Source organism: Cerasicoccus maritimus (assembly GCA_031296935.1).
GTDB classification, from domain to species: Bacteria; Verrucomicrobiota; Verrucomicrobiia; order Opitutales; family Cerasicoccaceae; genus Cerasicoccus; species Cerasicoccus maritimus.
Map to the genome: position 1 here is coordinate 1 of JAVDPD010000055.1, position 13059 is coordinate 13059.

11 protein-coding genes and 1 tRNA gene are annotated in these 13059 nt (G+C 51.0%); 5 read left to right on the forward strand and 7 right to left on the reverse strand.

The genetic code is table 11. The features are described from left to right. The first annotated feature begins 84 nt into the window (after positions 1 to 84). Positions 85 to 315, forward strand: coding sequence for a hypothetical protein (locus tag RBB62_RS19890; protein WP_309401020.1), 231 nt, complete (start codon positions 85 to 87; stop codon positions 313 to 315). 120 nt (positions 316 to 435) lie between these two features. Here RBB62_RS19890 and RBB62_RS19895 read toward each other — a convergent pair whose 3' ends face one another. The 3 genes from RBB62_RS19895 to RBB62_RS19905 are packed head-to-tail and all read right to left on the reverse strand — an operon-like array spanning position 436 to position 4544. Beyond that, positions 436 to 3402: a hypothetical protein gene (locus tag RBB62_RS19895; RefSeq protein ID WP_309401022.1), complete on the reverse strand. Its 2967-nt coding sequence runs from the start codon at positions 3400 to 3402 to the stop codon at positions 436 to 438. Next, positions 3396 to 4367, reverse strand: coding sequence for an SIR2 family protein (locus RBB62_RS19900; RefSeq protein WP_309401024.1), 972 nt, complete (start codon positions 4365 to 4367; stop codon positions 3396 to 3398). Before RBB62_RS19900 ends, RBB62_RS19895 begins: the two co-directional genes overlap by 7 nt. 9 nt (positions 4368 to 4376) lie before the next feature. Then, positions 4377 to 4544, reverse strand: coding sequence for a hypothetical protein (locus RBB62_RS19905; RefSeq protein WP_309401025.1), 168 nt, complete (start codon positions 4542 to 4544; stop codon positions 4377 to 4379). 312 nt (positions 4545 to 4856) lie between these two features. On the opposite strand from RBB62_RS19905, the gene RBB62_RS19910 reads away from it, so the two are divergent. After that, a complete protein-coding gene (locus RBB62_RS19910; protein WP_309401026.1) occupies positions 4857 to 5207 on the forward strand; it encodes an NAD-dependent epimerase/dehydratase family protein in 351 nt (116 codons plus the stop codon). Between the two features lie 119 nt (positions 5208 to 5326). Here RBB62_RS19910 and RBB62_RS19915 read toward each other — a convergent pair. Then, positions 5327 to 5401, reverse strand: a tRNA-Met gene (locus RBB62_RS19915). A 322-nt stretch (positions 5402 to 5723) separates the two neighbouring features. Between RBB62_RS19915 and RBB62_RS19920 the strand changes: the two genes are divergently transcribed. Next, positions 5724 to 6059 (forward strand): STAS domain-containing protein, encoded by a 336-nt coding sequence (locus RBB62_RS19920; protein WP_309401027.1) that lies wholly within the window; start codon positions 5724 to 5726, stop codon positions 6057 to 6059. A gap of 53 nt (positions 6060 to 6112) precedes the next feature. Here the strand turns inward: RBB62_RS19920 and RBB62_RS19925 are convergent, their stop codons facing one another. Both RBB62_RS19925 and RBB62_RS19930 read right to left on the reverse strand, forming a co-directional pair. Beyond that, on the reverse strand, positions 6113 to 8113 hold the full coding sequence (locus tag RBB62_RS19925) for an ATP-binding protein (protein WP_309401028.1): 2001 nt from the start codon (positions 8111 to 8113) through the stop codon (positions 6113 to 6115). Positions 8114 to 8277: 164 nt separating this feature from the next. Continuing rightward, entirely contained in the window at positions 8278 to 8685 is a 408-nt protein-coding gene (locus RBB62_RS19930) for a tellurite resistance TerB family protein (protein ID WP_309401029.1), read from the reverse strand. Positions 8686 to 8923: 238 nt separating this feature from the next. Here RBB62_RS19930 and RBB62_RS19935 point away from each other — a divergent pair, with 238 nt between their 5' ends. Beyond that, the gene (locus RBB62_RS19935; RefSeq protein WP_309401031.1) at positions 8924 to 9421 is read left to right on the forward strand and encodes a phage regulatory CII family protein; all 498 of its coding nucleotides are present in this window, start codon (positions 8924 to 8926) and stop codon (positions 9419 to 9421) included. Positions 9422 to 9620: 199 nt separating this feature from the next. Here the strand turns inward: RBB62_RS19935 and RBB62_RS19940 are convergent, their stop codons facing one another. Further along, entirely contained in the window at positions 9621 to 10931 is a 1311-nt protein-coding gene (locus RBB62_RS19940) for a glutamate-5-semialdehyde dehydrogenase (RefSeq protein ID WP_309401032.1), read from the reverse strand. 760 nt (positions 10932 to 11691) lie between these two features. Between RBB62_RS19940 and RBB62_RS19945 the strand changes: the two genes are divergently transcribed. Continuing rightward, a complete protein-coding gene (locus RBB62_RS19945; RefSeq protein WP_309401035.1) occupies positions 11692 to 12903 on the forward strand; it encodes a DEAD/DEAH box helicase in 1212 nt (403 codons plus the stop codon). Positions 12904 to 13059: the final 156 nt, after the last annotated feature.

Sequence of the window (13059 nt, forward strand, 5' to 3'; positions counted from 1 at the left end):
ACGATCTCAACATCCATCCCAGATGTATAACAGATCAAAGCCAATCAGGAAAGGTGGACGCAGCCCGGACGCTTACGTAACAACATGGAAGGCATTAACTACCTCTATATTAGTGGCTCTGCTACATTGACGGAGATAAAATCTGGATCGCTTTCTGGTGCTGGAGAGTTTGTTATTGGTCGACAGGGTACAAATTCCGAAGGAGCTATGGTTCAAAAAAACTATAATTATGCCTTTGGCGTGGATGCCGGCGACAACCTATATTTCATGGGGCCAAATATAGAGAATTTTCGGCGCATCATAAATCTATTTTAGCGCCACTAGAAATCGATGAGCTGTTTGGCCACTCAAACCCTAAGAAAATACCACAAGGCTAATACAGAGTTGTCACTTCCATGGCTTTTTCGTTTTTCATCTTCATGATTTTTGCTCAATCTACTTTGGTTTGGGAATGTCCAAGAGCTCGAATCGACCAGCCATAAGCAACAATTCCTGTGCAGCTTCTGCTTTTGCTTTTACTTCAGGGTCGTCGCTATTCAGACCATAGGATAGTATCTTCCTGCTATCTTCCACAGCGACATAGAAGTGTTGATCTAATGAGAGTGATTTGCAGATTTTCCTGAAGCATTCAATGGCCATTGGTGTATGCTCTGGTACGAACTGGCTTAATTCTTCAAACTCAAATTTCATCTTCCGCCTTTGATTGTGGCAAAGAGTGAGAACACGAGAGAACGTCTCAAGCCTCCAGCTAACATCCAAGCATTCAGCTCTAAGCCAAAATGTGAACTCATTCACTTCGAGGGCTTCCTGCTTGCTATACCTCCATTCAAAATAGTCCTTAACTCTTTGGATGAGTGAATCCTCCAAATCAGGTCTACTCCGCCAAAGTGTATGCCCTACATGATTAAACAAAGTAGCCCAGCGTGAACGCTTCGAATTTGTATTATTATAAAACTTGGCCAGTAGGTTTTCACCATCATTGAGTTCAACTAACTCCCAGAGGTAGTAATTGAACAGATGTTGAGCAAGTCGATCAGGGATTTCTTCACCGACTGCTCGCATTTCCTCAAGAGCAGGCAAATGAGTAACCGCAAATTCTAATTCACCCTTAAGCACTGGGAACAGGTCAGTGTAGGGTGAGTTGTACTGTAGGTAACTGCCAAACGATTCTGCCCATGCCTTGAGGTTAGTTTGAGGAAAGATTTTATGTGTGTTTTTGATTGTCCATGCCTTATCTAATTGAAAAAGGCGTAGGTATTGAAGCCCAAGCAAAGCATGCTCCGCCAGAGTTAGGGGTGGGGTGTCAGCATGATTGAGTCTCGCCTCTATTAACGCTGCGACTTCTGGTATTGGTTCATCGTTGTTTACATTAAGCCGCACCCAAAAGCCATAATCGATCAGCGTCTCAAGTGCTCGACTCCGCGTATGATTGATTGCGTAGTTTACTCTGCTTGAAGTTGAATTCTGATCCGACTCTAACCACCAATCTGGTTGTATGCAGAGTTTTTTAAGCAAGCCAAAGATGCCTTTGCGGTAGCGCACATCGACAGCGGAATCCTTCTCTACGCATGTATCTAGAAGATCGCTGACGGATCTGCGAGTTGAGGGCCAATCCGGAAATTCACGCGATTCAGGGTGCCGCTGGTCGTCTGAATTTCGTGGTTCGTTCGGTTTGTCCAATACCCAGTCACAGAAATTGATCCAAATTTCTAAATGCCTATAATCGCCTTCTTTGATTAGATCGTTCATCATGCGAACTAACGCGATTATGTATGCAGGTCGTTCAATATTATCTCTATTGCTCAGCCAAAAATTGAACCGGTCTTCTTTGGTAATGATTTCGCTTCTAAAGAGCTTAGCAAAGGCCCCCGCCAGTGAACTAACATCAATCTCAATGAGCCAATCTTTCTCATCCCGGTGAGACTCATCCCATTCGTTAATTAACTTCAGTAGCTCTTCGTCGTCTAATTTGGCTAGCGCTTCTTGTGAATAAGGGCTTCGGTGTGAAACGGTCCCACCTCTAGTTTCGCCTACTGGTGAGTAATTCTCATCAGTTATTTCCGATTTTGCTTCAGCGCAAAGCGTTTCATAGTAGGCTTTGTAATCGCCAAATAGTTTACTTTCAAATGGGCGTAATTGGCTACGATGAAAGTAGGCTTTACGTTTTTCCCAACCTTCATCCGAGTAATTATCTCCCAGCCATTCTTTAAAACGCTGTTGATTTGGACCGCTCTTAATTTGTTCAAAAATTGCGCGTAGCGTTGCGGTATCGAGGAATTTGTCAAAGTGTGTGCATGCTGTTCTCAGCATTACCTGAAATTCATAGTGGTAGTCCCATTTATCATAATCCTCGTGCTCACGCACCAAATCCTCGATCCAAGGCTTATTGGTTTCCGAGGGAAATTTGGCATACAGATGCTGCCTGAGCCTTTTAAAAACATGCCATTTAGGTTCCCTAAGCGCACGATCGAGTTCCTTTATATGATCGGGGCAACGTTCATATGCTTTCTCGCATGCCATGGTCAGGCTATGGACTAGCGTTTCTTTGGGTTCGTCTAATGAATTGTCTGGCCGGTCCAAGCGGCGACACCATATTTCAGAGAAATCTTCGCCATGTCTTTCGTCGGGGTCATCTTGGTACGAGCCCAAGTCTAGCATTTTGTTGACATGTTCGATGAGCAAAATTGAAACTGCATATGCATCCTTAGCGACAAAGCCACGAACGCCCTGATTTAGTATCTCATCATATTCATAGCGATCAAACTTAGGCTTGGGTTTTAGGGAGATGTATCGACTTTCCTCGCTCCCTTTTCGGAGTAGCTCAATCTTGCTTTCAGCCTCCGGATCAGGTAAAAACTCTAAAGCAGAGTCGAGGATTTCGATCCCTAGGGCAAGAGGTTCGATATCGGAAAGTTTTTCCAGTAACGTTGGAATTTCGGAGCGCGATAGCTTGTATTCGGAATTGATGTATTTTATTATATTCTTAATGATCCAAGGATTTCGTTCCAGGTCACATAGTGCGGCGGCTTTGCACAGTAAGTCGTAATAGAAGACGTTATTGGTATCTAACTGACTAAGGATTTTCGCGACCTTTGTTGTTTCCTGTTCCAGCATCCTGGATAAGTAAAGTTCGGCAGGCCATCGTGGAAAACTATATCCGCTACTTGTTGTCTGCACATCAGGGCATTTGTAGCACTCAATCGGCAAACTTGTTAGCCACTGTGGCGATTGTGCTTGGCTCCAAAAAAAGCGAGTGAGATTTTCTAAGGCGTCCAATTGAAACTCATGCAAGTTACCAAATAGAACTTGCATTATCATGCCAGTGTCATCGGGATTGGGCGCATCAGTTTGAGCAATTCTGCGAACTGCTATGGCGGCCTTTGTATATGAATGCGTTACCATGATATTGCTGGTTTGGGTCGTTCACTCTCCGTGCTCAATACCCTACTAAGCACCTGTTGTAGGCCTTTGTGTTGTTCGTTGAGTTTGAAATATCGGATGCACTGAATGCCTTGTTCTTTAAACGTATCAAGATCGCTTTTTTGCTCCTCGATATATAATTCTTCTTGGCTCTTTTTTTCGGTCGGTTTTACCTCTAGAGGAACTTCTGTAGCAAGAAGTGCGATCCGTTTCCTTTGGATCTCAGCATCCTTAACACGATCTGTTAGTGTGCGGAAGAATTCCTGGAGCTCCGGCTCATTGAGTCCTGTCCCAATGAAGATGAAATCATGCTGTAAGAAAACCTGCATTAAGCAGTTTCTAAGAGGGCAATAATCTCCAGTGTATGCTTTTGCGTAGCCAGCTCTGTGCAGAACCAAGTGATCTGGGTTCATATGAATGCCATCATACAAGGTGCCGTGTAGGTGGTAGAGGACAGTGGTTTCAGATCGTTCAGGAGCTGTATAGAGCTGCCGTGGATATGCCCTTGTTTCCAGCTTATCGGCAAGACCCATATTGGTATATACGCGCTCGATCATGCTATCGAAATTCAGCGTTAGTATCAGTTGCGGGATGCTTTTAGCTATATTGAGCAAGTATGGCCGGTGGTTCAGGGGCTCTTCATCGAAAATTTGCTGCAAACACCCAAAATAATGTGACGGGTTATGTTCCAGGATCATCTGAAAGATTTCCTGCAAAGATTCTGGGGCGTTATTCTTGGGCCGGTTGCTCCATCGTTGATGGTCCACCCAAGGCCAGCCGTTTTCCCCATAGATAGTTTCCATACGCTCGGCTAAGCCAGGCCAATTTGGATAGTCGCCAGCACTAATGCCTGACCCCAAAAAATAAGCCAAAGATTTTGACGCCGCCACCGTTTCGCTCAATGCACAGCTACAGTCCTCGTTAACCTTTTTAACAAATGGGCTCATTTTAAACCTTCATCGCCTTCCACCAGGCGGCGTTCCCCACGTATCTGCCTCGTTGTCTGCGAGACGAAAATCAATCTGGTCCAGATGGGTTGCACCGATAATTTTGCCCAGCAAAAATGGCTTTATTTGGCGCTTTTTCAGCAGCTTGGGGATTGCATCTCCGAGAAAGGCGGACATCGCTGGAGATGATCCCTTTCTCTTAGTTGTTTGCAAAGAAAATCCCAGCTGATGCCCATTTTAATCCCGGTGAATCAGGACTATGAGTCAGTATTTATACGGTGGTTTATACGGGGAGGTCTGGAAAATGGGCCTAATTGTGATCAGGTGAGAAAATGTAGAATCCCGCAACCGATTGATTCCCAAGATTTTGATCAATTCAGATCAGATGAGAAGGTAACTGTTCTGCCCATGATGATCATTTCTGCCCGATGATTCATGAATTAATGCCGCATTGTTAAATTGAGGGGCGCACCGCCTTCCATTATGCGGATGATTACGACGGATCAGATACTAAATGCCCTGCTCAGCGCATCTGAGGAGCAGAAGGAAAAGGCGTTTATGGTGCTAACGGGGGCTGATGCCGAAGCGCCTGTTGAAAATCTGGCTGAAATTGTAGCTCGCGAATTTGATAAGCGACTTCCCGAGAAACCAAAGCACGCAGGAGATCGGCTACAGATTAGCACGCTCCGTGCCGCTAGAATCCTTGGTTACCACCCCAAATACTTCTGCCAAAAGGGTGCGGAATGGGGGCTGACGAAGATCTATATGTCTTCCCGCTCGGTGCGGTGGTATCTCGACGAAGTGGAAGGCTTGGCTGAATCTCGCAGCCTGTTGGCCTGATCTTACCTGATGTTACCTTTATGGAAATGCTGGGTGTCCAGAAATTTGAAAAGTGTCCAAAAAGTGTCCAATGCAAACTTCCTGATATTGGATGAAATTCATAACTCGTTGGTTATGAGTGGTGCCAGAGGGCAGATTTGAACTGCCGACCAAAGGCTTATGAGTCCTCTGCTCTACCACTGAGCTACTCTGGCGTCAATTGAATGCCAGCAAACGAAAATGCCGGAAAAGCGGGAAATAGTAGGCGTAGTGCGTAGTCAGTCAAGGCGTAAAATGCACTTTCGCTACTCGTATTTGAACGTCGAGGATTTGCGGGCTTCAGTATCCTTCGGGCGGGCTTTCAGGCGTATAGCATTGTGACGTTGGAGTGACATGGGCTCGGTGTGCGTGCGCCTTGTGGGCAAAAACTTTGGCATCGGGCTTGCGGATGATAAATAGTCTTGATTCTGGCCCCATGTCGCCGTTTTTTGGAGCCAGATATCACTACACTTATTAACTTACGAACCCCATATCACTGTGGAAATCAACCAGGAAAAACAAGACAGCATCAACATTGTCAGCCTGAAGGGCCGACTCGACGCCGGCACTTCCGGGCAGTTGGAAGAAACGCTTAACGCCTTGGTGGAAGCCAGTGGGCAGAAGGTGCTCGTTGATTGCCGTGAGTTAGACTACATTAGCAGTGCTGGTTTGCGTGTGCTTTTGGCAGCTGCAAAGCAGTTCAAGAAGCTTAATGGCTCGATTGCTCTCTCGACTCTGAACCCGAATGTGAAGCAAGTCTTCGAAATATCGGGCTTCACCTCGATTTTCCCGATTTACGGTACCCGCGAGGAGGCAGTGGAAGGCTTGGCTTAAGCGCTTTTTGCATTCAATTTTTTAGCCCCGCTTGGTTCGCCAAGTGGGGTTTTTTATGGTTTGGAAATGCTGCGTTCGAAGCGCTCGCGGGCGAGCTGGAGCATGTGGTAGAACTCTTCGTTTACCATGGGTTTGTTCATGTATTCATCGGCACCGGCCTTCTGGGCGTCTTGTCGTGTGGCTCCGACTGCGTCGGCGGTAATGATGACGATGAATGCTGGCAGGAAGCTGGTGCGATCAGCGGCGCTTTCGCGCTTGCGGATCTTTGCCACGGCAGTGAGGCCATCCATGTCTGGCATGTGGACATCGGCGACGACCATGTCGAACTCACCTGGAGTGTAAGCCCGCAGGAGTTCTTCGCCAGAGTCTACGATTTGGTATTGGTGGCCACGACGATGGAGTAGTGCGGCGAGCAGCTTTTGACTAACCAGGCTGTCTTCGGCCACGAGTACGCGTAATGATCGGCCGTCGAGTATCGCGGGCACCTCTTGGCATGTCTCTTTGTGTGGTGCTGCGGCGCGGACAGGAATGGTGATGAAAAACGTTGATCCCTCGCCAATTTTGCTGTGAACGCCGATCTCTCCGCCGAGCATTTCAGTGAGTCGTTTAGAGATTGCCAGGCCTAGGCCTGCTCCGCCAAAGCGTTTCGTCGCACTGGCGTCCACTTGAGTAAAGGAGTTGAAAATGCGGGCCTGATTGCTGTCGGCGATGCCGATACCTGTGTCGCGTACTTCGATGTTGAGTGAGTATTCGCAGAGAACATCCTTGGAGCTAACGGGGATGGCATCGACGTGAATTGTCACGGAGCCTTCGTCGGTAAACTTGATGGCGTTACCTGCAAGGTTGAAAAGAATTTGGCGCAGGCGGCTGGCATCTGTAACTATCGTGTGTGGGGTGCGTTCAGTCGTCACGATATTCAGTGCCAGTTCCTTGCGGGCGATTTCGTGTTGGAATATAGATTCTGTTTCGTGGAGGAGTGATTTGAGGTCGAAGGGGGAGAAGTTCAGCTCAATACGACCAGCCTCGATCTTGGAGAAATCGAGGAGGTCATTGAGCAGAGTGAGTAAATTATTGGCGCTAGAGTGTATGATCTCTGCGAGTTCAGTTTGCTCGTCGTTCAAATCAGTTTCGCGGAGCAGGGAGGCAAACCCCATGATGCCGTTCATCGGTGTGCGAATTTCGTGGCTCATGGAAGCGAGAAACTCGGACTTGGCGCTACTTGATGTTTCGGCCTGTTCTTTGGCATTGCGGAGATTTTGCGACTCCAGGCGTTGGGCAATGACGAGCCGCTGCTGGAGGCGGCGTTCGCGAATCTGGGCTTTCCGAAGTTGCTCTTGTTCTTCGTTGAGCTGCTTGACTTTGGTTTCCAGCTCGCGCTGGGCTTGTTCAAGTTCGACTTCGCGTGCTTCGATGTGGGCCAGCATGTGGTTGAAGGCGTCGGTGAGTTGACCGAGCTCGTCATTTGATGTCTTGATGGCGCGCAGGGAGAAGTTGTTGGAGCGAGTGATGCGCCCGGCGGTTTCGGCGAGTTGGCGGACGGGAATCAGGATGAAGTCGAGTAGGCGCGCGGACAGGCGTTGGGCGACAAACAGACAGATAACCAGAATGGTGAAGCTTGCCAACAGGCTCATGCCGATAGACCGCCAGATCGGGCTGAGGCTGGATGCCACGGCAAGTGTACCGTAGTAATTGCCGCGGTGGATGATTTGATGGTAGTAGATCGCCTCGCCGTCCTGGATGGTCATCTGATCGAGTTTTCCGGATGGGGCGGGAGGGTGAGTTTTGCCATCTCCCGAGCCGCCATAGAGCACGGTTCCGTTTGGTTTGCGGTAGCTGATCCAGCTAAGGTGCTGCTGGTCTAGGGGAAGTGAAAGGGCTATTTCGACCTCCATTGCCTCGCCGCGCTCGTTGGCGAGGGCCACTTGGTTGCCGATTAGCACGGTGTTGCTACGCAGTTCGTGCTCAAGGGAGTTGAGGCTATCAAATGTTTGGTAGATGACGATGCCGATGCCGGACAGAATGAGCAGGATCAAGCCGGTTAAACCGATGATCATGGTGATTTTATCCCGTAGCGATCGGGATTGCAGCTGCAATTTTAAATCCAAAGTCAGTAGTCGGCGAAGCGACGGGGATCAATTCCGTCACTGGTGAAACATATGTTAGTGTATTTCAGGCCTTCTCGGGCGTCAAAGCAATAACGACTTTGGTCCTGACTGGACTATAATAACGCGCTACGCAGTTCCGCTTCGAGGGTTGTTTCGTCCGGGCTTTCAACGCCGTCACTGAGAAAGAGTTGATGGCTTAGCTGGAATGCTTTTTCGCGCGTGCCAGCGTCTTCGAGACGATCAGCGATACGGGTCAGGAAGCTTGTGCGGGCATCGTCATTGCTCAAAATGTCGCGCACGCGCGTGACTGAGCGGTCGTAGTAATTGTCGATACTTTCCACGGCTTGCCAGTCCATCGACTCCAGACGCCTTTGAATGAGTTGGTCTTCGGCGAGTGATACCGTGCGGTCGGAATACATGCAAAATACGAGCAGATCGACAATTGCTTCGCGCTGAGGTTGCTTGAGTCCGTCTGCGGAGTTGTCTCCGGCTTTGAAGAGATTCTTTAAAAAACCGAGCATAATTGCGAATTGATTGTGCGAGGGTTAAAAAGTTGGCGGCAGATGGCTATATTAACCGGTAAGCTCAGTGTCTGATTGGGAGAGATGATCACATTGCAAATGGTTGTCGAACCGCTCATGACTGGCTATTTTTTAAGGTGGTTGCTTGGGGCAAGGCCAGAGTTAAATTAACGACAAGCTGGCAATTTTCATCCGCGGGCTTGCCACACGGTGAGTCGCTACTCAGAATTCAGATCTCATGAAATCGCATCAGGTGGTCAAGGCGTGCTTTGAAGATCAAAGCCCAAAGCAAATTGCGGAAGAGATCGGCGTGTCTGTTTCGCTGCTCTACAAGTGGTCGCAGCCCGTGGGGGATAACCAGAGCGGCGCCGTCAATCCGCTGGACCGCACGGTTCAGCTCAATTCCGTCGCGCCGGACAACGATGTCCTCCACTGGCTCTGTCAACAGGCTGACGGCGTCTTTATCCGAGACCCCGCTGGTTCGGCGCAGGCCTATCGCTACATGCCGGCGACGAATGAAATAGTCCGGCAGTTTGCGGCCATGCTTTCGGAGATTACTCAGGCTGCTCTCGATAACAAGATCACCGATCAGGAGGCCACGGCGATCCGCCAGTTATGGGATCGACTAAAGGCTTATACTGAGGGCTTTGTTACGGCATGTGAGGAAGGCAACTTTGCGCAAATTCGTGGTGTGCCGCCACCCGAACCACCTCCGAGCGGACTGGATTGCCGCTAGGTTGGATCATTGGTTCCAAGCGAGTAACTGAGTGGTTTTCCGCGTCAGCTGCGTTGGCTTTTCGCTCACAGGCTTTCAGCCTGCAACGCTCAAGCTGCCTTGCGGGACACGAAACCCCACTGTGGCCCGGTCGGCCAATTAAACTAAAGAACGCTCTAATTGCCGAGGGGGATGGACTGATGAAGGCTATTGCAGGTAATTACTTGATTTGCCCTGTGCCATAAACGAGGTATTTGTAGGTGCAGAGCTCGCGCAGGCCCATAGGGCCGCGGGCATGGAGGCGGTCGGTGGAGATGCCGATTTCCGCACCGAGGCCAAACTCATAGCCGTCGGTGAAGCGGGTGCTGGCGTTCCAATAAACCGTGGCTGAGTCGACGCCTTGCAGGAACATTTTGGCGGTTGTCTCGTTGGTGGTCACGATGCCGTCAGAGTGTGCGCTGCCGTATTTATTGATGCAGGCAATGGCCTCTGCGGTGTCGTCCACGAGCTTGATTGCGATCTTATAGTCGAGATACTCCTCGTAAAAATCGTCCTCCGTGGCGTATTCGAATTCGATGCCGGGCGCGCCATGAGCGATGCTGCCAGCGTTGATTTTTTCCAGCATGCGACCGGCGTCCTGATCGACACGTAGCAAGACGTTCTTTGCTTCGAGTGCGCGGGCAAGGCGGGGGAGGATGTCTGGTGCGGCCTCGCGGTGGATGAAGAGGTTTTCAATGGTGTTGCAAACGCTGACGCGCTGGGTCTTCGCGTTGATGACGATGCTTTCGGCCAGGTCGGCATCGGCTTCGAGGTCGACGTAAATCGAGCAAACGCCCGTGTAATGCTTGATGACGGGGATGCGGCTGTTTTCCGCCACGAAGCGGATGAGGCTTTCGCCGCCGCGGGGGATAATGCAGTGCACGTATTGGTCGAGCTTGAGGAGCTCGGTCAGCGCCCAGCGGTCGGTGGTGGGGATCAGCTGGACGGCATGCGGATTGATGCCGGCTTCGGCCAGGGATTCCGCCAAGATCTTGGCCAGAGCCATGTTCGTGTGGAAGGCTTCCTTGCCGCCGCGAAGGATGGCGGCGTTACCGCTCTTAAGGCAGAGCACGGCGCAGTCGATCGTCACATTGGGGCGTGATTCAAAAATAATGCCGACGACCCCGATTGGCACACGGACCTTGCGGATGTCCAGGCCATTGGGGCGCTCGATTTGCTCCAACTCTTCACCGACGGGGTCGGGGAGGGCGGCTACCTCCTTCACGCCATCAGCCATCTTCTGGATGCGCTCGGGAGTAAAGGTGAGGCGCTCAATCATCGGTTTGGAGAGCTCCAGGGCCTCGGCGGCAGCGAGGTCCTTTTGGTTCGCTTCCAAGAGGGAGTCTGTAGCGGCAATGATCCGTGTGGCGAGGGTGTCGAGCGCGCGGTTTTTAGCATCAGCGTCGAGCACAGCCAGTTCCAAGGAGGCCAAACGGGCTTGTTTGGCGATGCCGGTGATGAGCTCTTTTAAATCTTGGGTTTCTTCGGGCATGGTCTGAGTGAAAGGAATTTATGCGTTTAGGGAAGTCGTTTTTAGGTGAATCGCGAATCGCGCGGGGGGGGGGGGGAGGTGGCGTTGATTGTCTCGATCCGCATTGCGGTTGAGTGGCCAGGGGGGGGCGCAGTCTCTTGGCAAGCCGCAGCCGTTGAGCGGTCTCGTTTGGAAAGGACCGTCAGCATGCAGTGCGGATCGAGGCGATCTGCGCCACCGTAGGGTGACTGATCAGTTGGCTTCGCGTGGCTGGTGACATCGATGCTGGACCACTGGCGAACATCCCTGAGTGGGCGTCGTTTAAAGCCTGGGAGCGTCGCGCGGGTACGCATATCGAATGGCGCACCGTGAGGCGCGGCGAGGAATGCGGGCCGGCGAATGGGCTCCTTTAAAAAGGCTCCAGTGGCTTGGTCATCGCCAAGCCGGGCGGTGGTGGGACGCGGGTATTGCGTCCCGAGTCGCTAAATCGGATGTGGTTGTTTCATGGCAGAGTGGCGTTGGTGGAATGGGAGTTTGATGGAAAGTTTTTATAGTAAACAAAACAGTGAACTCTGCAAGGTAAAAGTAGCTTTTTGTTCACTTTTTTTAGCAATGGTTACTGGGTGTTTGGAGCGTGCGTCAGGTTTATTCTATGAACCTATTCCAAGTTCTGCTGGTCCCAAGTGCGCATCGATGTGCTCTAAACTTTAAACTCCCACCGTGCAGGTATGGGTTATTTTCTTTCAATGTGGGCTAAACACTGTATTAACAGACGCTTTCCATGACATTTGACGAATTGAATTTGCTGCCGGCGGTTGTGCAGGCAGTCCGCGAAAAGGGTTACGAAAACCCGACCCCAATCCAGGCCCAAGCCATCCCGGTTGTGATGGAGGGAAAGGACGTGATTGGCTCTGCGCAGACTGGCACGGGTAAGACTGCGGCCTTCACTCTGCCGCTGTTGTCTCGCCTTGAGCAGCATTCCGCAAAGTGCCCGCGCGCGCTCATCCTGGAGCCTACCCGTGAGCTCGCTGGCCAGGTAGACGATCAGCTTGTTTATTACGGGAAGCATCAGGACCTGACCAAGTGCCTGATCTATGGCGGGGTGAAATATGGCGCGCAGCTCAAGGCACTGGAGGCTGGAGCGGACATCGTTGTGGCCACGCCTGGGCGCCTCATTGACCACATTGAGCAGGGCAATATCGACCTGTCGAACCTCGAAATTTTGGTCCTCGACGAAGTGGACCGCATGCTGGACATGGGCTTCATCGACCAGGTGACGCAGATTGTCCGCAAGTGCCCGAAGGAGCGGCAGACGCTGTTTTTCTCGGCCACTATGGCGGACAAAATTCTGTCGCTGGCCGACTGGGTGCTCAATGACCCAGTGCGCGTCAAAATCGAGTCCAGCAGCAAGACGGCGGATACCGTGGACCATGCCATTTTCCCGATCGATGGCATTCAAAAGTATGACCTGCTCCTGGCGATGCTGGAGAAGTTCGAATATAACAGCGTGCTCGTGTTTACCCGGACGAAGATCGATGCTGATCGAGTCACCCGCTGGTTACTTGACCATGATCACAAGGTTGCCACAATGCACGCCGACCGCTCGCAAGGAGAACGCCGTGAGGCGCTTCAGGGTTTTAAGGAAGGCAAATACGAGATCCTCGTTGCGACGGACATCGCCTCGCGCGGCCTCGATATTTCCGGTGTCACTCACGTGATCAATTATAACGTACCGCAGAACTGCGAGGACTACGTGCACCGCATTGGCCGCACCGGGCGCGCCGCGACTGAGGGCGAGGCGTTTACGTTGTATTCTTCGGACGAGCTGGCTTTCCTCGATGCCATCGAGCGCTTTATTGAAAAGAAGATTCCCCGCCGCAAGCTGGAGGGCTTCCGCTACCGCACCGAGCCCGACCTCCGTGCTCCCGGTGCCGCCACCCCGCGCAAAAAGCGTAACCGTGGTTTCAGCAACAAGCCCGGCTTCCGTCGCTAGGGAGTGTTTTCAAATTAAAGCTGTTGATGGCGGCATGGATTTTTTCCAATCAGCGAGGCATCTGAGGTTGAATAGGCTAGAAGCCTTTCGGCCGAAAGATAACGAAGCTGATGGGAAAAAGCCATCCGGGGCCTGAACGGTCAAAATGAAAGGTCG

Bases quoted from the DNA above. Each gene is read 5' to 3' on its own strand.
- RBB62_RS19945 (WP_309401035.1), top strand. From the start codon at position 11,692: ATGACATTTGACGAATTGAATTTGCTGCCGGCGGTTGTGCAGGCAGTC.
- RBB62_RS19935 (WP_309401031.1), top strand. From the start codon at position 8,924: ATGAAATCGCATCAGGTGGTCAAGGCGTGCTTTGAAGATCAAAGCCCA.
- RBB62_RS19930 (WP_309401029.1), bottom strand. From the start codon at position 8,685: ATGCTCGGTTTTTTAAAGAATCTCTTCAAAGCCGGAGACAACTCCGCA.
- RBB62_RS19905 (WP_309401025.1), bottom strand. From the start codon at position 4,544: ATGTCCGCCTTTCTCGGAGATGCAATCCCCAAGCTGCTGAAAAAGCGC.
- RBB62_RS19890 (WP_309401020.1), top strand. From the start codon at position 85: ATGGAAGGCATTAACTACCTCTATATTAGTGGCTCTGCTACATTGACG.
- RBB62_RS19900 (WP_309401024.1), bottom strand. From the start codon at position 4,367: ATGAGCCCATTTGTTAAAAAGGTTAACGAGGACTGTAGCTGTGCATTG.
- RBB62_RS19895 (WP_309401022.1), bottom strand. From the start codon at position 3,402: ATGGTAACGCATTCATATACAAAGGCCGCCATAGCAGTTCGCAGAATT.
- RBB62_RS19925 (WP_309401028.1), bottom strand. From the start codon at position 8,113: ATGATCATCGGTTTAACCGGCTTGATCCTGCTCATTCTGTCCGGCATC.
- RBB62_RS19940 (WP_309401032.1), bottom strand. From the start codon at position 10,931: ATGCCCGAAGAAACCCAAGATTTAAAAGAGCTCATCACCGGCATCGCC.
- RBB62_RS19910 (WP_309401026.1), top strand. From the start codon at position 4,857: ATGATTACGACGGATCAGATACTAAATGCCCTGCTCAGCGCATCTGAG.